A 19475-nucleotide genomic window follows, 5' to 3' on the forward strand; every position below is an offset into this window, starting at 1 on the left:
ATATGCTCTCCAGACATCTGCCTGCTCCCAAATGTACCCTGGTTTCTCATTGACTTACGTCTTTTCCACAAGCTCATACCACTGGAGGCCGGCCCGGCTTGATCTTTTGCAAATAAAGCGCGGCAACCAGCGATAGCAGCAACAGGATCCCCGTTAACTGGTGAACTACGGCAAAATATAAAACTGAACGGAACATGCTATGGGTCAGGGACAAAACACCCAGGCAAACCTGAACACTGACCAGTACCAGCGGCGTCCAGCGCAAGGCGGATCCTTTAACGAAAAAGCTCCGCAACAGGATCAGTACAGTGATGAGGTAGGCAAGGCTGCGATGGACCACCTGGATAACAATGAGGTCATGTGTCAGCCGGTAGATTACCTGCCCGCCCCGAAACGGGTTTGGCGGGATCAAGGCACCGTTCATGTCGGGCCAGGTAGGCGCACTTAAAGCAGCATGGGTCCCCGCCATGAACGCGCCATAGATCAGCTGTAAACCTAATAAGATCAGAATGAATGATAACAGCCGGTTCGTTCTGCTGCGGTATAACTTGCCATGAACGGTTGTTTTCATGAACAGCCAGAATAAGTAGCATAAAAGCAGTAAAGCACAGGAGAAATGGATGGCCAGCCTGATATGATCGACGCGGACATTCGTATCGTTGAGCCCGCTTTGAACCATGATCCAACCTATGGCTCCCTGCAGGCCGCCCAAAGCGAAAAGTATGATCAGCGGCCAGACCATTGACTTCGGAATCAGGCGCTTAAACAGAAAAATGGCAAAGGGCACAACAAAAACAATGGCTATAAGCCTGGCCCATTCGCGGTGCAGCCATTCCCAGAAAAAGATATGCTGGTAATCAGCCAGTGTAAAGCCGGTATTGAGCTTTTTGAACTGAGCGATCTGCTGATACTGTTCAAAACTGAGGCGCCATGAGCGCTCGTTCATTGGCGGCAGGGCACCCAGCAACGGCTGCCATTCGGTGATGGACAGTCCGGACCCGGTCAGCCGGGTAATGCCGCCCAGGATGATCTGGACCAATACTAACAGAACTCCCGCTGCCAGCCAGCGGGTCAGCCATTTGTTAACCGGGTTGCCCATAGATGTCAATAAAATGCAAAGATCGCGGGATCATGGGATCAAAAAGCGTCATTGCATCATGTCATGGACTGACTTTCATCATTTTTTCCTGATGAACAATCGTCCACTTTTGTTAAAAACAATATGAGACATTTAAGCATCTTATTCATAGCCGCTGCTGCCCTATTGGCATCCTGTACCGGGAACGGCGACAAAAGCACCCGGGGCTCAACAGCTGACACCGGCCGTTTAGCCAAGGCAACGGATAAACCGACCGCGATAGCGACACAGAACAATCCCGCAATTGAATCGACACCCGTGAATAACCAGATCGAACTCACGGCCAGTGACCGGATGCAGTACAGCGATACCTTATTCAAGGTAAAAGCCGGTCAGCAGGTAAGCCTTAAACTGACCAACATCGGTAAAATGCCGAAGAACTCCATGGGCCACAATTTTACGCTGCTGAAGACCGGGACGGATATAACCAAATTTGCCAGCGAAGGGCTGAAATACCGCGACCAGGATTATGTCCCCGCTGCGATGAAAGATTCCGTGATCGCGCATACCCCGCTGGTCGGCCCGGGAGAAAGTGCCCGGATCAGCTTCGTCATTAAGCACAAAGGTTATTATGATTTCATCTGTACCTTCCCGGGTCATTACGGAAGTATGCGGGGCAAGATTGTAGCGGAATGATGATGGATCAAAGCGGGAGCAGCAGGTCCGCGCGGCCGGTTCAGCAAGGCATTTTGATCGCCGGGAAGGATGGGCATATCCTGTCTGCCGATGAGACGGTCTGCGGGTTATTGCATTACCGCGCTGATGACCTGTATGGTCAGTCGCTATGGGCATTGATCGGCTATCATCCCGGGCCTCCCTGCGATGAGACGCTGAAACACCGATCTCAGGCAGTAGTCTTGCCAAGGCCGGGCCTGCCTGCTTTCGTGGTGACACTGAGTACCCTGTCGCTGGCGCAGCAGGAGCTATTTGTCTGCACGATCCGGCTGCAGGAGGAGCAAGCTGAGGACCGGGTCGGCTTTTTGGCAAGTGCCGTAGATGCCCTGCAGCGGGCCAAAGCGGAGATGCAGCTTTCCCTAGACAAGGAAAAAGAGGTCAATCAGTTAAAAACGCGCTTTGTATCATTGGCTTCCCATGAGTTCCGGACCCCGTTAAGCAGTATCCAGTTGTCCGCAGCGCTCGTTGAGCGTTATTACGACCGGCTCGACCGCGATCAGGTATTCCGGCACCTGCATAAGATCCGGCTGGCAGTGGGCGCATTGACAGAGATCCTTGAAGATTTCCTTTGCCTGGAAAAGATGAACAGCGGCAGCATAGCGCCTGTATACGAGCAGGTCGACCTGCCCTTATTTTGCCGCGGGCTGGTGAGTGAAATGAAGCTCCAGGCCAAACCGGGGCAAGAGATGGTGTATGATCATGAAGGAGAACAGACCTGCCTGGTGACGGATAAAAAACTACTGCGGCATTGCCTGTTAAATTTACTAAGTAATGCGATCAAATATTCGCCTGAAAATTTGCCGGTCAGGCTGACCACCCGTTTTTCCGGCCCCCATTGCGAGATCGATATCGCTGATCAGGGCCTGGGTATCCCTTTAGCGGACCAGGCAGGCCTGTTCGAACCGTTTTTCCGGGCGCACAATGTTATGGATATCCAGGGGACCGGCCTTGGCCTGAATATCGTCCGGCGCTATACCGAGCTGATGAACGGTAGTATCCGTTTTCAAAGTGAAGAGCACCGGGGTACCCTATTCACCTTAAGCTTTCCGGTCCGCTAAGCAGCCCGCGGATACAGTCAAACAGCTCCTTTTCGTCGAAGGGCTTGATCAGGTACTCACAGGTGCCGATAGCCCTGGCGATCGCACGGTCAGCTGTTTCTGATTTGGCGGTAACAAAAATGAAGGGAATATCCCGGGTGCTGCTGTCTTCCAGCAGCGTACGGAAGACCGTATAGCCATCGGCTTCGCGCATGAGCACATCGCAGATGATCAGGTCAGGCAGGTTCGCTTGCGCCTGCCGGATACCTTCCAGGCCATTATCGGCGGTGATCACATGGTATCCTTCCAGATCCAGGAGTTCCGCGGTATTTTCCCGGATGTCTTCGTTGTCTTCAATCAGCAGGATCGTTTTTTGCATATCGTGGGCCGGCTATAAGGTATGAATAGCCAAAAAAACAAAAATTGCCCGACAGTTCGTTTGTCCATAATTCAGCAAAATTTGTTCTGAAGACAGACCGCCGCTTAAAATTACAGCTGATTTCTGAAGGTGGATGGTGATTCCCCGGTGTGCTTTTTAAAGAATTTGCTGAAAGCAGCCTGATCACTAAATCGCAATGCTGCCGCGATATCCGCGATAAGCAGATTGCCGTCACGCAAAAGCAGCTTTGCCTCGGCAACGATCGCCTCATCGATCAGCGTGCCTGGTGTTTTGCCGCAAGCGTTCCTGATCGCATGGATCAGGTATTTCGGGGTGATGAAAAGGGCATCCGCATAGAATTTCAGGTGGTGTTCCTGTTTGTCATGCTTCACCAGCAATTCACTGAATTGATGATGCAGGTCCTTGTACCGGCTGATACTATGGGGAATATCACCGGCATTTTTTTTGTAAAGAGCTGCCGCTTCATAAAGAAAAGTAAAAAAAAGTGTCCGGACGATCTCTGCATGGTAAACGGAATTATCTTCCGTTCGCTTTTCCAGGAGGATCTCATAGAGCTGCAGCAAGATCGCCGCTTCTTTTTCAGTTAACCGGATGGAGAATCCGACCTGTTCACTCAAATAGTGAAATGCGCCCAATAAGGACGGGCTGATATGATTCGCCAGTAGAAAATCCCGGGTAAAAAACAGGTACCGGCCTTTGCAATTTGGACTTACCTCCGTCAGCTCGACCTGCGTGCCCGGGGAAGCTGCTGTCAGGCAGTAAGGAACCAGTTCTATGGTATTATAGTTGACCTTACCTTTTAGCCAACCCGCTATGCAAATGAATAAAGAATAGTAATCCGGCCGGAACGGGGTCATTCCGCCGGTAAGCGTTTCGTCCCGGGCGATATAGTAGTCGGCGGCATACCAATGTTCGCCCTTTCCGGCCAATGTTTGCTGTATAGAGCTTAATGGTATTGATTTTTTATCATTCATTCGTGATCGGCACTATTTAGCAAGATACAAATTAAAGCTCGCGTGGCCACTTTCGGTGCAACGGGATGATATGGAAAACGTTATTTATGCGTCAGCGTATCACGCGGCAGCAAAGATGATGCATCGACCGAGATCTGTTGCCTCGTTATTAATTTTCTATTGCAAGCCCTTCCATTTCCATTCCAGGATCTCCGGCATATCGATGCCGTGCGTCCTAATGTAATTATAATGCTCAATCAGTTTATCCTTCATCTCCTGTTTCAGGTAGGCCGCGCGGTCACCCATTTGCGGCAAGCGGTCGATCACATCCTGGACCAGGCTGAAGCGGTCCATTTCATTCAATACCGTCATGTCAAACGGCGTGGTAATGGTCCCTTCTTCTTTGTAACCCCTCACGTGGATGTTGTGGTGATTGGTTCGCCGGTAGGTCAGGCGGTGGATCAGCCAGGGATAGGCATGAAAAGCAAAAATCACCGGTTTGTTCTTGGTGAACAGTGCATCAAAGTCGGTGTCACTCAAGCCGTGTGGGTGTTCATGTTCCGGCTGGAGCTTCATCAGGTCAACCACGTTCACCACCCGGATCTTCAGTTCGGACAGTTTTTCTTTCAGGATGGAGACCGCCGCCAGCGTTTCCAGTGTAGGCACATCGCCCGCGCAGGCCATGACCACATCCGGTTCTGCGCCCTCGTCATTACTGGCCCAGTTCCAGATACCGATGCCCTTGGTACAATGCAGGGTCGCCTCTTCGATGGACAGCCACTGCGGCGAGGGGTGCTTGCCAGCGATGACGACGTTCACATAATGACGGCTGCGCAGGCAGTGGTCCATGACCGACAAGAGGCAATTGGCATCCGGCGGCAGGTAGACGCGGACAACGGAGGCTTTTTTATTTACCACATGATCGATAAAGCCCGGGTCCTGGTGGGTGAAGCCGTTATGGTCCTGCCGCCACACATGCGAGGCGAGCAGGATATTCAGCGAGGCCAAAGGTCTGCGCCAGGCCAGCCCGGAGGTCACCTTCAGCCATTTGGCATGTTGGTTGAACATCGAATCAATAATGTGAATAAAAGCTTCGTAACAATTAAAAAGTCCGTGGCGCCCGGTAAGCAGGTAGCCTTCCAGCCAGCCTTCGCACTGATGTTCGCTTAGCATTTCCATCACGCGTCCTTCTTTTTTCAACAATACGTCGCCGGCTATCATTTCCGCTTCCCATTGGCGTTCGGTCGCCTCAAAAACGGCATCCAGTTTATTGGATAGCGTCTCGTCCGGCCCGAACAGTCTGAAATTAGTTTGGTTCAGCCGGATCACATCCCTGATGAACCGGCCTAATACAAGCGTATCGCCCGGTCCGGCCGTACCCCGTTCGCTGACCTCCAACCCATAGTCGCAAAATTCAGGCATGTGCAGATCACGGAGCAGCAGCCCGCCGTTGGCGTGGGGATTTGCTCCCATTCGGCGTTCGCCCTCTGGAGCCAGAGCCGCCAGTTCCGGTAATAACCGGCCCTGTTCATCGAACAGCTCCTGCGGCCGGTAGCTTTTCAGCCAGTCCTCCAGCTGGCGCAGATGCTCCGGATTTTTAGCCGGGTCGGAAAGCGGCACCTGGTGGGCACGGAAGGTACCTTCTACCGCCAGGCCGTCTACCACTTTAGGACCGGTCCAGCCCTTAGGTGTTTTCAGGATGATCATTGGCCAGCAGGGTCTTTCGGCCCCGGGATCGGCTGCTGCATCTGCTTTGATGCTTTTGATCTCTTCCACGACCCGGTCCAGTAAGGCGGCCATCTCCCGGTGCATGGTTAGCGGGTCATCACCCGCGATCAGGTAGGGTTTCCAGCCGTAACCTTCGAACAGCGCCAGGAGCTCTTTTTCGGGGATTCGCGCCAGTACTGCCGGATTGGCGATCTTGTAGCCGTTCAGGTGCAGGATCGGCAGCACCACGCCGTCGCTCAATGAATTGAGGAATTTGTTGGAATGCCAGGCAGTGGCCAAAGGACCGGTCTCCGCCTCGCCATCACCTACCACGCAGGAGACGATCAGCTCCGGGTTATCAAATACGGCCCCGAAAGCATGACTCAGGGAATAACCCAGCTCACCGCCCTCGTGCATGGAGCCGGGGCATTCCGGTGAAACATGGCTGGGGATCCCGCCCGGGAAGGAAAACTGGGTAAACAGTTTTTTTAGCCCGGCTTCATCCCGGGTGATATTGGGATAGACCTCGCTGTAAGCACCTTCAAGGTAGGTTTGGCTGACCATAGCCGGCCCGCCGTGTCCGGGACCGGAAATATAGATCATGTCCAGCCCATGTTTTTTGATCACGCGGTTGAGGTGCACGTAAATGAAGTTCTGCCCCGGTGTGGTCCCCCAGTGCCCAAGCAGCATGCGTTTAACGTGTTCTATTTTCAGTGACTCTTTCAGCAAGGGGTTATCATGCAGGTAGATTTGTCCCACGGAGAGGTAATTGGCAGCGCGCCAGTAGGCATCTACAGCCTGCAGTTCTTTTTCATTCATGATTCCGGGATTATTCATAAGCAAGGGTTTGATGGTACAAAAATGCGGATAGCTGCAATAAATATTGTGACCGGCATCACCTTTGGATATGACACTGGTCCTTGAAAAGATAAGTAGCGCAGGCGATATTTGTTTTATAAAAATTCAGCAAAATGAAAACAGCGAAGGATGAAGAACTGGGTGTGGAATTACAGGAATTGTACCTCACCGGCAAACAATGGTTGAGCGACCTGGAGTTCATGGAGGATGAAGAACGGTTCCTGGGCGAACAAGCGGCGGGCCTGATCATCGGTGGAAACATACTGGCCAGGCTCGATAATGCGGCCCTGAACCGTAACCTGCTCACGGCAGAAATCGCATGTTTCATGAACAAAATCGAGCCATTGACCGTTGATACCAGCGGCAGCATCAGTCTACAGCTGGTGGAGGACTTCGTTTTATTGCAGAAGGCCGTACAGGACGCGCTGGCTGTGCTGAAAGGCATTAAGTACGCGCTGATAGCGGGGAAGCATGCCGCCTGAACATTAATATAGCAACATTTTGACAAAAAGTATTTTTATTGCCTCTGCCGAGCCTTACAGCGGGAAGTCAATGGTCGCACTGGGCCTGATGAATATGCTGCTGGGCAGGACCCAGAAGATCAGTTATTTCAAGCCGATAGTAACGCCCGGCGCTGAAGGTCAGACCGACAGCCATATCGATACCGTGCTCAGCCATTTTCAATTGCTGCAAACCTATGCTGAAGCCTGTGTTTTTACGCGTCAGCAAGCATTGGAACTGGTAAAGCAGCAGCGGCAGGGCGAAATGCTGGATACCATTATTGACCGTTTCAAATACGTGGAAGCTACCTCCGATTTTACCATTGTCGAGGGAAGTGATTTTGCGGGCCAGGCAACGGCATTTGAATTTGAGACCAACCGGCTGATCGCCAAAAATTTGAATGCACCTGTTGTGCTACTGGTTTCCGGCCGGCATAAATCCATCGCAGACATCCTGCAGGAAGCATTGAATTTTTTACGGGCCTATCAGCAGCTCGAGATCCAGGTCATCGCCCTGATCATTAACCATGTTCAGCCGGAACAGGCTAATGACATCCGTGATTTGCTGAACGCCCAGCTTCCCGGCTCCGTCTTACCTGCGGTCATCCCTGCGGATAAAGCGCTGGAAAGCCCGACCGTGGCGGAGATATTTGAGCAGCTCAGCGGTCAGCTACTGTTTGGCGAAGACCTGCTGGAAAGCCCGGTAGATCACTTTGTAACCGGCGCCATGCAGGTGCCGAATTTTCTCAACTATCTTAAGGAAAATGTCCTGATCGTCACACCGGGCGACCGGGGCGACATCATCATCAGTTCGCTCCAGGCAAACCTGTCAGCCAGTTACCCGCGTGTAGCTGGCATTGTGCTGACAGCAGGAACCGTACCAGAGGAGCCTGTCATGCGCCTGATCGAAGGCTTGCAGCATATCGTGCCGGTCATGGCCGTGACTACCGGCACTTTTGAAACCACCAACAAGGTTGCCTCGGTACGCTCGCGGATCAGGCCCGGTCAAAACAAAAAGATCCAGCTCGCCATCGAAACCTTCAACCGTTATATGGATCTGGAAGCGCTCAATAAAAATATCATAACTTTTCATTCCAATGCCATGACGCCCCATATGTTCCAGTACCAGTTGGCACAATGGGCGAAACGTGAAAAGAAAACAATTGTATTGCCCGAAGGAAATGACGACCGGATCCTGCAGGCAGCGGCCCGGCTGGTCGCGCAGGATCTCGTCCGGCTGGTATTGCTCGGCGATCCGGCAGAGATCTCGGCCTCTGTCAAACGCTTGGGTATCGATCTCGACCTGCAACAAATAAGGATAGTAGATCCTGCCCGGGCACCGCAGTATGAATCGTATGTCGAAACGCTGTATGATTTGCGTAAAAACAAAAATGTGACGCTGGAAATGGCCCGCGACCTGATGACTGACGTTTCTTATTTCGGGACGATGATGGTCTACAAAGGTGAGGCCGATGGCATGGTATCCGGCGCGGCCCACACGACTCAGCATACCATTCGCCCGGCGCTGCAGTTCATCAAGACCCGTCCCGGCATATCCACCGTGTCTTCGGTCTTTTTTATGTGCCTGGCTGACCGCGTTTCCGTGTTTGGTGATTGCGCGGTCAATCCGGACCCCACCCCGGAAGAGCTGGCGGAAATTGCGATCTCCTCAGCTGATAACAGCGCCAGGTTCGGCATCGAACCAAGAGTAGCCATGCTTTCTTACTCCTCGGGTACGTCAGGTACAGGCGAAGACGTGGATAAAGTACGGCGCGCAACGCTGCTGGTGAAAGAAAGGCGGCCGGATATCAAGATCGAAGGGCCGATCCAGTATGATGCAGCGGTTGATCCCCTGGTCGGCCTTCAAAAGCTGCCCGGCTCGGAAGTGGCCGGACAGGCCAGTGTGCTGATATTTCCGGACCTGAACACTGGCAATAACACCTATAAAGCCGTGCAGCGTGAAACGGGAGCGCTTGCTATTGGACCAATGTTGCAGGGCCTGAACAAACCGGTCAATGACCTCAGCCGGGGCTGTACGGTGGAAGATGTGTTCAATACGGTCATCATTACCGCCATTCAGGCGCAGGAAACGGGTGTTTAATCTTTATCTTCGTTATATGTACATCTTAGTGATCAACTCGGGCAGCAGCTCTATCAAATATCAACTTTTTCCTGTGGACGGCGATCAACCCGTTTGCAGCGGCCTGATCGAGCGGATCGGGCAGGACAACAGCAGGCTGACGCATCAAATTTTTAAGACAGGCGCTCAACAGGTCGTTAAACTGGAACAAGCCATCAAAGATCATGAAGCCGGCATGCAGGTCCTGGCGGGCCTGCTGACCCGGCCGGATATTGCTGTCATCCGGGATCCCGGCGAGATCGTAACCGTGGGCCATCGCGTGGTTCACGGCGGTGAAACGCTGACGGAGACCACGGTTGTCACAGCTGAAGTCAAAGAAAAGATCAAAGCGCTCTATCCGCTGGCGCCGCTGCATAACCCCGGTCATATTAAGGGTATCGAGGTCGCTGAAAAAATGTTCCTGCAGGCGGTCCAGGTAGCGGTCTTCGATACCGCCTATCACCGGACCCTGCCGGAAAGAGCCTTCCGTTACGCGATCGGTGAAAAGTTCTACCGCGAAGATGGCATCCGGGTGTATGGATTTCATGGCATCAGCCATCAATATGTTTCATGCGAAGCAGCAGCTTTCCTGGGCCGGCCGAATGCCAAACTGATCACGATTCACCTGGGTAACGGCTGCAGCATGGCTGCCGTCGAGGGCGACCGCTGCATTGACACCAGCATGGGGCTGACCCCGCTGGACGGCTTGGTAATGGGGACGCGTAGCGGCAGCATTGATCCTTCAGTATTGCTTTACCTGCAACAGCAAAAAAATTATACTGCAGCAGAAATTACCGAGCTCCTTAACAAACAAAGCGGCATGCAGGGATTGACGGGGCACAATGATATGCGGGATATCAGCAAGCTTTATCAGGAGGGCGATCCGGCTGCCCGCCTGGCTTACGAGCTTTACACGTATCGCATTAAAAAGTTCATTGGTGCCTACGCCGCGGCGATGAATGGGCTGGATGCGATCGTGTTTACAGCCGGCGTGGGCGAAAACGATGCGCTGACAAGGGAACTGGTCTGCCAGGATATGGATTTCCTGGGTATCTGCCTTGATGGCCCCGCGAACAAGCGCCATGACACGGTCGCCCGGGATATTAGTTACCGGGATTCCCGGACGCGCGTGCTGGTCGTGCCGACGAACGAAGAACTGGCTATCGCCCGCGAATGTCGCATGCTAAGGTCCGGAGATCATCCCGCAACGTGACCAACGTCATTATTTATTTCTGTCGCGCCTGGTACGTTTGTGAATGGAGAATAAATCAGAGATCCGGTTCCTTGACGGACCACAATCACGCTGGAAGGAACTCAGGTTTACCTTTCAGACCATGACTGAACTGATCCGCGGCTTCCGGGCGCTGCATTTTATAGGTCCCTGTATCACCGTTTTCGGTTCGGCCCGCTTTCACGAAGATCATCCCTTTTATGAACAGACCCGCAAAGCAGCGGCAGCCTTTGCGCGATTAGGTTTTACGATCCTGACAGGGGGCGGTCCCGGCCTGATGGAAGCCGCAAATCGGGGTGCTAAGGATGTTGGCGGCAGGTCGGTCGGCTGTAACATCCGGCTGCCGGTCGAGCAGGAACCCAATTCTTACCTGGATAAATGGGTCTACATGAAGCAATTTTTCCTCCGTAAGGTATTGCTGGTCAAATACAGTTTCGCCTTCGTGGTCATGCCCGGCGGCTTTGGCACGATGGACGAATATTTTGAAGCGCTAACACTGATCCAGACGCATAAGATCAAAAACTTCCCCGTGATCATTTTCGGCAGGGAATATCACAAGGAACTGATCGCCTACATCGAAAACATGAAGGCCTGTGCTACGATCGGTGCAGATGATACTAATTTGTTCCTGGTAACGGATGATATTGATGAAGCGGTCCGCCTGATAAAAGAAAAGAGCATCAAGGAATTCGGTCTGAAACCAGTAAGCCGGCGCAAACCATTCCGCTGGTTGTTTGAAAAATGGTAATTTTAATGGTTCATACAGTGCAAGGGGTGCCGGCTGTGGAAAAGACAATCATCGGCATATTTCGCCGTTTTGAACAGGTCTGACTTTGGTTCGATCTCGAATCTTTGGCTATGCCGGAAACTGCGTTCTTCATACTCCCAGTCCAATACCAGTTCCCAGCTGCCTTCCTCCAGCTCAGTTAAGGGAATAGTTAATTCACGATCAGTGCCGGTATCGAAATGTCTGCCGACCGGCGTCTTTGGCGCCTGGCCGGAAAGCGGCCTTAAACGTAAAGTCCCTTGAAGGGGGTGATCAAAACTTAAGCGAAGTGATTTCATATAACTGCTTTTAACAGATTTAAAATTAAGTAGTTACAGCCTGAAAAAAGTGATCAATATCACTGTAAAACCTGATCCTAACCTGCCTTCGGCTCCATATAAAAAGGCAATTTTGTTAATACAAAAATGACATCATGAAAAAGATCGCTGTACTGACTGATTTTTCTGAGCGTGCATTTAATGCCGCTGCATATGCCCTGTCTCTGGCCACTGAAATCCACGCCGATATATTATTGTATAACTCTTTTCTGGTCCCGTCGGCGGAACCTTTGAGCGGACAGATCAGTTGGCCGGAGGAAGATTATGAAGCGATCAAATCCGGCTGTGAGGCGGATCTTAAGCTGTTCAAATCCAAACTGGAAGAACGGTTGGAAAATCTGCCGGCTGGCTTTCGTCCGGTGATCGAATGCCGTGCACAGGATGGTGCCTTTGAGTTGACGATCGATGAATTTATTAGCGGAAGGGATATCATTCTATTAGTGATGGCGGATCACCATAAAGGCTTTGCATCGCTTATATCCGGCAATCACACCCACGAAGTGCTGGATCATACCATCTTGCCTTTGCTCATCGTACCTGAACAAGCGCGGTTCGAAAAGATCTGCAAGATCGCATTTGCTACAGACCTGGACAGGGATGACCTGAATGTTGTCCAATCTCTGGCCAGCCTGGCCCGGCCGTTTAACGCGGAGATCCTGCTGACACATTTAGAAAAAACAGCCGCGGAAGATGATCCCCAAGTCGGGGACTTTCTGACCGAGGTAGGTAACAAGATCAACTATTCGCATATCTATTACCGACAGTTGATAGAACCGCATGTGCAGCAGGGCTTACATCATATGGCAAAGACCATTGACGCGGACGTCGTGGTCATGGTACATCGCCATAAAGATATTCTTAGCCGCCTGTTTGGGCGCAGCCATAGTCAACGGCTGGCTGAAAGTATAACCCTGCCGCTGCTGATCTTCCCGCATACAACAGATCCGCTTCCGGTCTTTTAATTTGAACAGCAAGATCTTCCTTCCTCGATTTGAAAAGTAAAGAACTACACGGCCAAAGTAGACAGCGGATTTTATTCGTAATTCGATGTAAAAATAAAAATTGGACCTCGCTGGAGCAGCCCTGACAGGGTTACTGGCTTCAGCGAGGAGAACTAAACAGCAATGAACATGATTCGGGTAAATCTTGATAGCTTTTATGATAATCTGCATAGGATGCAGCTCAAATTTGACTGCTACGATCTATATAGATTTTCCTGATATTCCCTGGCCATTCTTCCTGACTCAAAAGCCGGTACGACATCGGTTGCAGCCCTTTTTACAATTGACAGCCATTCATTCGGATGATTATAATACATAGGAAGAACAAGGTTTTCCAGCGATTCCATCAGGCTGCCATTTTCCAGACGATCCTTTTCAATGACCGAAAGCTCATCCGGTGCTTTAGCGATCAGGAAACAGTTCTCTTTATCCCTGGCAAATTCCGGCACCCAGCCATCCGGCAGCGACAGGTTGATACTGCCGTTCATGGCAGCGGTCATGCCGCTGGTTCCCGAAGCCTCATGATACATCCGGGGGTTATTCAGCCAGACATCCGATCCTTTTTTCAATAGCGCTGATAAGCCGAGCTCGTAACCTGTCAGCACAGCACAATTGGCAAAAGGTTTGGCCCGGCTGATGATCTGGTTGAACAAGCCGATTCCTTCACCGTCTTCCGGGTAAGGTTTTCCGGCCCAGATGAACTGTACGGGGTATGTCGTATTTTGGATGAAATTGAGAAACCGCTCCCAGTCCTGCATCACCAGGTCGGCCCGCTTGTACCCCGCAAAACGCCTGGCCCAGACAATGGTCAGCACATTTTCATCGAAAAGCTTGCCGCACTGGTCAGCCACGAGGTTAAACAGTGTGCGCTTCATCGCTTTTTTACGACTAACGATCGCTCCGTCATCGCCGTTACCGAGGGCAGCATCGATCGTTTGATCCGCCCAGTAAGCCTTATTCTGCGCATTGGTGATCGAAGTGATCTCGCAGACGCCAGGATGGCTGCCCCACATCTGCCGGGCCACCTCGCCATGCAATTCGGATACACCGTTTGCCTTACGTGAGAACTTGAGCGCGGCCAGTGTATAATTAAAATAGTCGCTGTCCAGACCAAGCAGGGATTTAGCTTCATGAGCCTGCAAGTGGTAAAAGAAGGACATCTCTTTCAGCAGCCCATAGCTATGTGCTTCATTGCCGGCCATCTCCGGGGTATGGGTCGTAAAAACCACTCTTTTCCGCACTTCCTCCAGGCTTTTGTATTTGGCATGCAGGTAAAAGTTCAGCGAAACCGAATGGCCTTCATTCATATGGTAAACATCCGGTGTTATTTTTAAAATATCCAGCAGCATGGCGCCGCCGATGCCCAGGACGATGGTTTGCGCGATCCGGGTGGTCTCATTCGGGTCGTATAGGCTATGCGTGATCGATTTAGATAACTCGTCGTTTTCCGGCACATCGGTACTCAGTAAAAACAGCGGTGCCGAGCCGAAGGTTTCCGGTTTCAGTAACCAGGCCTTCACATGGACGGGCGCATCATGCACCGTGACCGTAAAAACAATACCGGTATCGTGTAAGAACGAATAGTCTTTTTCAATAAACTCCGGCTTCATCAGCCCATTGCCGTTTCGTACCTGGTCATAATACCCATATTTCCACAGCATGCCGATGCCCACCAGGTTTTGTTTCAGTTCATAGGCGCTCCGCAGGTGCGAGCCTGCCAGAAAGCCCAGACCGCCGCTGTAGATCTTCAGTGACTGATCAATGGCAAATTCCATGGAGAAATAAGCAACCGGGGTACTGTATTCAGGATCCGGCGTATAGCCGAAGATTTCGTTTATAGTCATCAGAAATATTATTGGGATTTATTTTATAAGGTTTATAGACAAAATCTGAGTGGGACTGCATTTCGCGCTTCACTTTCTCGATATTCGCTTCGATCAGGTTAATATTCAGGTCTTCATAATGATCCATCCGGTATTGCAATAGTTCCGGGCGGCCTTCTTCGCCGCGGGCGATCAGCCCTTCGATATAAGCCCGTGCGCCGGCTTTTGCTTTTTCCATCGCCCGGCCGATATCGGTAAACAACCAGTACTTTTCAGCGCCGGGTTGTAAGGTAACCGCACCCGGTGATTTTGATCTCCACGCTTGGAGATCATTTGCTGAGATCACGCGAACAGTCGTATCCTTCTGATCTACCCGGAAATACCGATAATAACCATGGCCGGTTTTGCCTGGTTTATCGAGAAATGTAGGAATATCGGCCATAGGAAAAGGATAAACCAATAATGGCAGCGCCACTTGGTCCGCCAGGTTCTGGGTATGGCTGGAGCTGAAAAGAAGATCGCTGGCCTGCACTTGTCGATGGACCATGACCAGCAGATCCGGTTGATCCTTTTCCAGAACGGCGGTCAACCCTTTGTTTACCCGCCGGTCAGGAAAGTTACGGTAGCAAATATGCCGGTAACCGACCTGCAGCACCATGTCCTGCATAAAGGCGTTCACCCGCTGATTGTGTTCCGTATCGGACGGCTCCTCGGGGTCTACATTGACGATCGTGATATAGGCGTTAAAAGCTTCAGCCAGCCCGGCAACGGCATTGATATAGCCGATGTCCCCCCGGTTAAGGTCAGTCGCAAAAGTAATTTTGTCCAGGTCCGCTACAGGGGCGTGGTCCGGTACCAGCAAAAGCGGAAGTCGCGCTGCATCGATCAATGCCCGGCAGTGGTTGCCGGGTATAAAGCTGCGGCTGGCCCCCGCGTTATGGGTAGCTGCTACCAGCAGGACAAGTTCTTTGTTTTGTTCCAGCAAAAGCAGCGCTGCGGTGACCGGGCCTTCTTCGCATTGCCAGCTGATAGCGGGCAATGCATCTTCGGCTTTGCTTTCTGATCTCAGTTCCTGTTCCAACTGCGCGCAGAGATTCTTCAGCCGGTGCTCCGCATCCTGTCTCATGCCTTTATAGCTATGCAGCACCGGTGTGATTTGCCCTGTTGCCAGGGTCCTGTCTGCAGGTACGCTGAAGGCATTAAACACAAGAACGCTGGCATTGATCTTTTGCGCCATATGCAGCGCGTAGCGTGCGGCGTGGACCGAGCGCTCAGAAAAATCGGTTAGTATCGCTATCGTTTTCATTGTTTGAATTTATCTTAGGCAAATTGACCAAAAAAAACGCGCTGATGGAATGAGCGGCGTCACTTAAACTTGTGTCATGCCACACATTAAGATGCCTGCCGGCATCCTGTTACCGCTTTCGCCGACCATAGCGAAGAAAGAACCTCAGGAAAAGGCGCTGATCAGTTTTTCATGGTTTCGAGACGTTTCAACTCAAGCACGGTGATCAGGCTGCCCGTTTTCCCGATCAGTCCCTCACTTTTAAAATCCGACAAGGTTCGGCTCACCGTTTCTGTAGCCATACCGGACAAGGCGGCCAGGTCTTCGCGGGAGATCCGAATGCCTTGATCGTTGGCTGGCTGTTGCCGGTATAGGCGGACCAATGTCTCCGCCATTTTCTTTCTGACTGAATCATAGGCCAGGTGTAACAGCTGTGCTTCGTTCTCACGGATCTGGCCGGCCAGCAGCTTAATGAACTGCCTCGATACATCTGGGTAGACGCTCAGCAATTCCTCCAGTTGCTCTTTGGGGATAAGGCACAGCTGGCTGTCCTCCAACGCCGTAGCCGTATCGTTATAAGCTTCCTCTGCCAGCATTGCCTGTATGCCCAGGTAACGGTCGGCCGTGTGCAAACCGGTGATCAGTTCGCGGCCGTCTTCGGCAAGCTGACTTGTCTTGACCCTGCCGCTTAACACGACGTATAGCCCGTTACCCTTGTCGCCATCATAATAGATCACCTGGTTTTTCTTGAACAAGCGGCTTTTGCGTTCCTGGATGACCTTTTTCAACTCAGCGAGGCCATTGCTGCGGGAGATCAGCCTGCCCAGCTCATCCAGCGACTTGCTGTAGGCAGCCTGCTGCTGCGCTTTCTTTTTCAAACGGCTTTCGATCGCATTCAGCAGTTCCACGTCGTCAAAAGGTTTGGTCAGGTAATCGTCCGCCCCCATTTCCATGGCTTTGCGCAGGTCAACTCGTTCCGCCTTGGCGGTCAGGAAAATAAAGGGAATGGCAGCGGTCTCCGGTGTTTTATGCAGCAAATAAAGCACACCGTACCCGTCCAGTTCGGGCATCATGATATCGCAGAGGATGATGTCGGGCAGGTGCCTTTTGGCCAGCTCTACGCCTTCTTTTCCATTAGCGGCAGCGTATACAGTGTGACCGGCCAGCTCCAATATCTCCACGACACTTTCGCGGATATCGCGGGTATCTTCTATAATTAATGTCTTTATACTACTCATCAGTAACCGGCTTTGAGGTGGTAAAGTTACAATTCTGCCTAAACATTGCGTGCAGCTGAGCAACTCTTGATCAATCGCTTCCAGTCTTTGCGTCAGTAAGCATCCGGTCCATTGACCATGGCCCAGAACCGATGACCATAAATTGCAGTAACAGGATAAGCACCAGTATGGACATCCAAAGTTCGGTACTGAAGTAAGCGGAAAGGATATTAACAAAGAACAAAGCCGACAGAACGAGCGGCAATTGCAGCAATGCGGCCGCCCTTGTCCATAACCCGAGCAAGATCAATATACCTCCGGCCAGGTAAGCATAAGTAACCACGTTAATGATCAGCATGACCAGCGGTGAAGAACTGGTTACGCCGGCATCCAACACCAGGTCGCGGATAGCCGCTGTGCGCATCAGCAACACGGACCCCTTTGCGACCAGGAAGATACCTAGTGCCATGCGGACCAGGTCCAGTAATTTGGGATGATGGCGGTCACCCCAGCGCTCTATTTTTTCAACGATATTCATAATCTTGGTATTTGGGTTGTCATATGAGAAAGTCCGTTATTTTATTAGACTGTCAATTTGGTTGAATATATCACACCTATTTTGACGATATAACGATGTTATATCCAGCTCGCGGCAAAGCGGTTGAATTCATGGCGCAATTCATTGAACATTCTTTCTTCATTCAGGTAGCGTTCGTGTATCCGGCTATGCGCTGTAGCAATATTTTCAGGTACCCTGGTGCCGGTTAGTACCAGTTCCGCTGCGATATCCTGATCGTTGGCCTGAATAGTTTGCCGGAGTTCCTCCAGGTAATTGCCATGTATCAAAAATTGATTTTGGAAATGTTCAACCTTTTCCTGTATTTCCTGAGCCGTATTATCACCGGCAATCTCCTGTAGCCTTTCCTGGAGGATATGCAATTCTTCTTTATAAAATGCAAGTCCTCTTAAACAATCATTGTTGAGATTCTTGATATATTTAATGTTGACATAATTTTTCATACCACAAGATTACGGCGGATTCCCCCTCATTGGAATGACCGGCCGCAGCCGGGATGATGATGTCTGTCACATTTCCAGATTGGTATTAAGCCTGTTATAGAAATAAACGGAAAACGCTCACCTGATTACGATAATATTTTCCAATGCGTTTCACGCACCGCCAGATACTTAAATTGCCACTCCGCGCTGGCTGCCTTAGTTTGTGTGAACTTTCCATGGATAACTTTTCTTTTTTTCGTAATTAATAACATTAAACATCTGTCATTCGGTAATTAAAAAGGCTAAGCAATGCCTTATATCTACAGAAAGTGACGTTAAACAAATCATGGGGTGACCCAACTCATTTTACGTATTCTCTTTTGCTGGTACCTTTGGTTAAGATTAAATTGATCGCCATGAGTAAAGAACTATTAGATTTTTCCGACCAGATAGATGAATTGTTTGATCGGGGCCAGGGTGAACCGGACAACTTTTGGGAACTTCTATCTCATCTGTTCATATAAGCGTTTGTTATTAAGAGCCGAACGTTGATAGATTTTGCAATTGCCATTTTACCCACTAACAAAAAAATAAAAGATATGATAACCCTGATCGTTGCTACAGATTTTTCACCATTGGCCGAAAATGCAGTAAACTATGCTGCCGGGCTGGCTAAACAATTCCAGGCCAGGCTGATCATTTTCAATGCTTTTACCCTTTCAGTTCCCGCATCCAATGCGTTACTTTCGGCGGCAGACTTCGAGGATATGCTGCTGGACAACCAGACCCGATTGCGTAAAAAGGCGGAATGGATTACTGCAAATTATGGTATCGAGGCCAATTATGAATCCGCATACGCGATGATAACCGATGAACTGGAAAACCTCGCCGGCAAATATGACGCCGGACTGGTCGTGCTGGGCATGGAGCCGGAAAGCGTGTCCCAGGATGTATTTGGCAATACCACAACGGCAGTGATCAAAAGCCTGAAATGTCCGGTACTGGCGGTGCCTGAAGGAGCCCGGTTCGGGGGGTTTAAGAAAGTTCTTTTCGCCTGCGATGCGACGCACGAGCTGCCTGCGGGCGTTCTGCCCAGAATAAAAGAGATGGCACTGCTGTCAGCGGCTGAAGTTGAGGTCTTTTTTGTCGATCAGCAAGCCGGCGAACGTGACCCGGACGAAGCTGTTCTGGCTTCCGGGGAAGAGATCGTTGAGGGACTTGAAGGCGTTGCCTGTACCTATAAAAAAGTCAGATCGGCCTCCGTTATCAAAGGGATCCGGGAGGAGATCGCCGGGATCAATGCCGATCTGTTGATCATGGTACCTAAAACGTACAGTTTTTGGTCATCCTTGACGCACCGCAGCAAGACCAGGATGATGGCCTCGGGCTTAAATATTCCTTTACTGGCGATACCGGCCTGACAGCGAT

Annotated in this window: 18 protein-coding genes; 8 read left to right on the top strand and 10 right to left on the bottom strand. The window is 51.0% G+C overall.

Annotated elements, in window-relative coordinates; translation table 11 throughout:
- Positions 1–73 precede the first annotated feature (73 nt).
- Entirely contained in the window at positions 74–1099 is a 1026-nt protein-coding gene (locus MTO98_RS01730) for a COX15/CtaA family protein (RefSeq protein ID WP_243487971.1), read from the bottom strand.
- Between the two features lie 123 nt (positions 1100–1222).
- On the opposite strand from MTO98_RS01730, the gene MTO98_RS01735 reads away from it, so the two are divergent.
- Positions 1223–1774: a plastocyanin/azurin family copper-binding protein gene (locus MTO98_RS01735; RefSeq protein WP_243484969.1), complete on the top strand. Its 552-nt coding sequence runs from the start codon at positions 1223–1225 to the stop codon at positions 1772–1774.
- Positions 1771–2871 (top strand): PAS domain-containing sensor histidine kinase, encoded by a 1101-nt coding sequence (locus MTO98_RS01740; RefSeq protein WP_243484970.1) that lies wholly within the window; start codon positions 1771–1773, stop codon positions 2869–2871. The genes MTO98_RS01735 and MTO98_RS01740 overlap by 4 nt, the downstream gene beginning before the upstream one ends.
- Here MTO98_RS01740 and MTO98_RS01745 read toward each other — a convergent pair.
- The 3 genes from MTO98_RS01745 to MTO98_RS01755 form a co-directional block, all read right to left on the bottom strand.
- Positions 2846–3229 (bottom strand): response regulator, encoded by a 384-nt coding sequence (locus MTO98_RS01745; protein ID WP_243484971.1) that lies wholly within the window; start codon positions 3227–3229, stop codon positions 2846–2848. The genes MTO98_RS01740 and MTO98_RS01745 overlap by 26 nt on opposite strands.
- A gap of 110 nt (positions 3230–3339) precedes the next feature.
- Entirely contained in the window at positions 3340–4224 is an 885-nt protein-coding gene (locus MTO98_RS01750) for a helix-turn-helix transcriptional regulator (RefSeq protein ID WP_305852739.1), read from the bottom strand.
- 156 nt (positions 4225–4380) lie between these two features.
- Positions 4381–6729, bottom strand: a complete 2349-nt coding sequence (locus MTO98_RS01755) for a phosphoketolase (protein WP_243484972.1) — start codon at positions 6727–6729, stop codon at positions 4381–4383.
- Between the two features lie 152 nt (positions 6730–6881).
- Between MTO98_RS01755 and MTO98_RS01760 the strand changes: the two genes are divergently transcribed.
- From MTO98_RS01760 to MTO98_RS01775, 4 genes are all read left to right on the top strand, one after another.
- Positions 6882–7250, top strand: a complete 369-nt coding sequence (locus MTO98_RS01760) for a hypothetical protein (protein ID WP_243484973.1) — start codon at positions 6882–6884, stop codon at positions 7248–7250.
- 19 nt (positions 7251–7269) lie between these two features.
- A complete protein-coding gene (pta, locus tag MTO98_RS01765) occupies positions 7270–9369 on the top strand; it encodes a phosphate acetyltransferase (RefSeq protein WP_243484974.1) in 2100 nt (699 codons plus the stop codon).
- A gap of 16 nt (positions 9370–9385) precedes the next feature.
- Positions 9386–10600, top strand: a complete 1215-nt coding sequence (locus tag MTO98_RS01770) for an acetate/propionate family kinase (protein WP_243484975.1) — start codon at positions 9386–9388, stop codon at positions 10598–10600.
- Positions 10601–10721: 121 nt separating this feature from the next.
- Positions 10722–11366, top strand: coding sequence for a TIGR00730 family Rossman fold protein (locus MTO98_RS01775; RefSeq protein WP_243484976.1), 645 nt, complete (start codon positions 10722–10724; stop codon positions 11364–11366).
- A 2-nt stretch (positions 11367–11368) separates the two neighbouring features.
- Here the strand turns inward: MTO98_RS01775 and MTO98_RS01780 are convergent, their stop codons facing one another.
- The gene (locus MTO98_RS01780) at positions 11369–11683 is read right to left on the bottom strand and encodes a FixH family protein (protein WP_243484977.1); all 315 of its coding nucleotides are present in this window, start codon (positions 11681–11683) and stop codon (positions 11369–11371) included.
- A gap of 134 nt (positions 11684–11817) precedes the next feature.
- On the opposite strand from MTO98_RS01780, the gene MTO98_RS01785 reads away from it, so the two are divergent.
- A complete protein-coding gene (locus MTO98_RS01785) occupies positions 11818–12684 on the top strand; it encodes a universal stress protein (protein WP_243484978.1) in 867 nt (288 codons plus the stop codon).
- Positions 12685–12917: 233 nt separating this feature from the next.
- Here the strand turns inward: MTO98_RS01785 and glgP are convergent, their stop codons facing one another.
- The 5 genes from glgP to MTO98_RS01810 form a co-directional block, all read right to left on the bottom strand.
- Positions 12918–14567: an alpha-glucan family phosphorylase gene (gene glgP, locus MTO98_RS01790; RefSeq protein WP_243484979.1), complete on the bottom strand. Its 1650-nt coding sequence runs from the start codon at positions 14565–14567 to the stop codon at positions 12918–12920.
- A complete protein-coding gene (locus tag MTO98_RS01795; RefSeq protein WP_243484980.1) occupies positions 14527–15852 on the bottom strand; it encodes a universal stress protein in 1326 nt (441 codons plus the stop codon). Before MTO98_RS01795 ends, glgP begins: the two co-directional genes overlap by 41 nt.
- Positions 15853–16013: 161 nt before the next feature.
- A complete protein-coding gene (locus MTO98_RS01800) occupies positions 16014–17069 on the bottom strand; it encodes a response regulator (protein ID WP_243484981.1) in 1056 nt (351 codons plus the stop codon).
- Positions 17070–17139: 70 nt separating this feature from the next.
- Positions 17140–17586, bottom strand: a complete 447-nt coding sequence (locus MTO98_RS01805; protein ID WP_243484982.1) for a DoxX family protein — start codon at positions 17584–17586, stop codon at positions 17140–17142.
- 98 nt (positions 17587–17684) lie between these two features.
- Positions 17685–18068 carry a hypothetical protein gene (locus tag MTO98_RS01810; RefSeq protein WP_243484983.1) on the bottom strand — a complete coding sequence of 128 codons (384 nt, stop codon included), beginning with the start codon at positions 18066–18068 and terminating at the stop codon, positions 17685–17687.
- 578 nt (positions 18069–18646) lie between these two features.
- Here MTO98_RS01810 and MTO98_RS01815 point away from each other — a divergent pair.
- On the top strand, positions 18647–19468 hold the full coding sequence (locus MTO98_RS01815; protein ID WP_243484984.1) for a universal stress protein: 822 nt from the start codon (positions 18647–18649) through the stop codon (positions 19466–19468).
- Positions 19469–19475 lie beyond the last annotated feature (7 nt).

The sequence above is a fragment of the Mucilaginibacter sp. SMC90 genome (assembly GCF_022811725.1).
In the GTDB taxonomy this organism is placed as follows: Bacteria; Bacteroidota; Bacteroidia; order Sphingobacteriales; family Sphingobacteriaceae; genus Mucilaginibacter.

Bases quoted from the DNA above. Each gene is read 5' to 3' on its own strand.
- MTO98_RS01730 (WP_243487971.1), bottom strand. From the start codon at position 1,099: ATGGGCAACCCGGTTAACAAATGGCTGACCCGCTGGCTGGCAGCGGGA.
- MTO98_RS01735 (WP_243484969.1), top strand. From the start codon at position 1,223: ATGAGACATTTAAGCATCTTATTCATAGCCGCTGCTGCCCTATTGGCA.
- MTO98_RS01740 (WP_243484970.1), top strand. From the start codon at position 1,771: ATGATGATGGATCAAAGCGGGAGCAGCAGGTCCGCGCGGCCGGTTCAG.
- MTO98_RS01745 (WP_243484971.1), bottom strand. From the start codon at position 3,229: ATGCAAAAAACGATCCTGCTGATTGAAGACAACGAAGACATCCGGGAA.
- MTO98_RS01750 (WP_305852739.1), bottom strand. From the start codon at position 4,224: ATGAATGATAAAAAATCAATACCATTAAGCTCTATACAGCAAACATTG.
- MTO98_RS01755 (WP_243484972.1), bottom strand. From the start codon at position 6,729: ATGAATGAAAAAGAACTGCAGGCTGTAGATGCCTACTGGCGCGCTGCC.
- MTO98_RS01760 (WP_243484973.1), top strand. From the start codon at position 6,882: ATGAAAACAGCGAAGGATGAAGAACTGGGTGTGGAATTACAGGAATTG.
- MTO98_RS01770 (WP_243484975.1), top strand. From the start codon at position 9,386: ATGTACATCTTAGTGATCAACTCGGGCAGCAGCTCTATCAAATATCAA.
- MTO98_RS01775 (WP_243484976.1), top strand. From the start codon at position 10,722: ATGACTGAACTGATCCGCGGCTTCCGGGCGCTGCATTTTATAGGTCCC.
- MTO98_RS01780 (WP_243484977.1), bottom strand. From the start codon at position 11,683: ATGAAATCACTTCGCTTAAGTTTTGATCACCCCCTTCAAGGGACTTTA.
- MTO98_RS01785 (WP_243484978.1), top strand. From the start codon at position 11,818: ATGAAAAAGATCGCTGTACTGACTGATTTTTCTGAGCGTGCATTTAAT.
- glgP (WP_243484979.1), bottom strand. From the start codon at position 14,567: ATGACTATAAACGAAATCTTCGGCTATACGCCGGATCCTGAATACAGT.
- MTO98_RS01795 (WP_243484980.1), bottom strand. From the start codon at position 15,852: ATGAAAACGATAGCGATACTAACCGATTTTTCTGAGCGCTCGGTCCAC.
- MTO98_RS01800 (WP_243484981.1), bottom strand. From the start codon at position 17,069: ATGAGTAGTATAAAGACATTAATTATAGAAGATACCCGCGATATCCGC.
- MTO98_RS01805 (WP_243484982.1), bottom strand. From the start codon at position 17,586: ATGAATATCGTTGAAAAAATAGAGCGCTGGGGTGACCGCCATCATCCC.
- MTO98_RS01810 (WP_243484983.1), bottom strand. From the start codon at position 18,068: ATGAAAAATTATGTCAACATTAAATATATCAAGAATCTCAACAATGAT.
- MTO98_RS01815 (WP_243484984.1), top strand. From the start codon at position 18,647: ATGATAACCCTGATCGTTGCTACAGATTTTTCACCATTGGCCGAAAAT.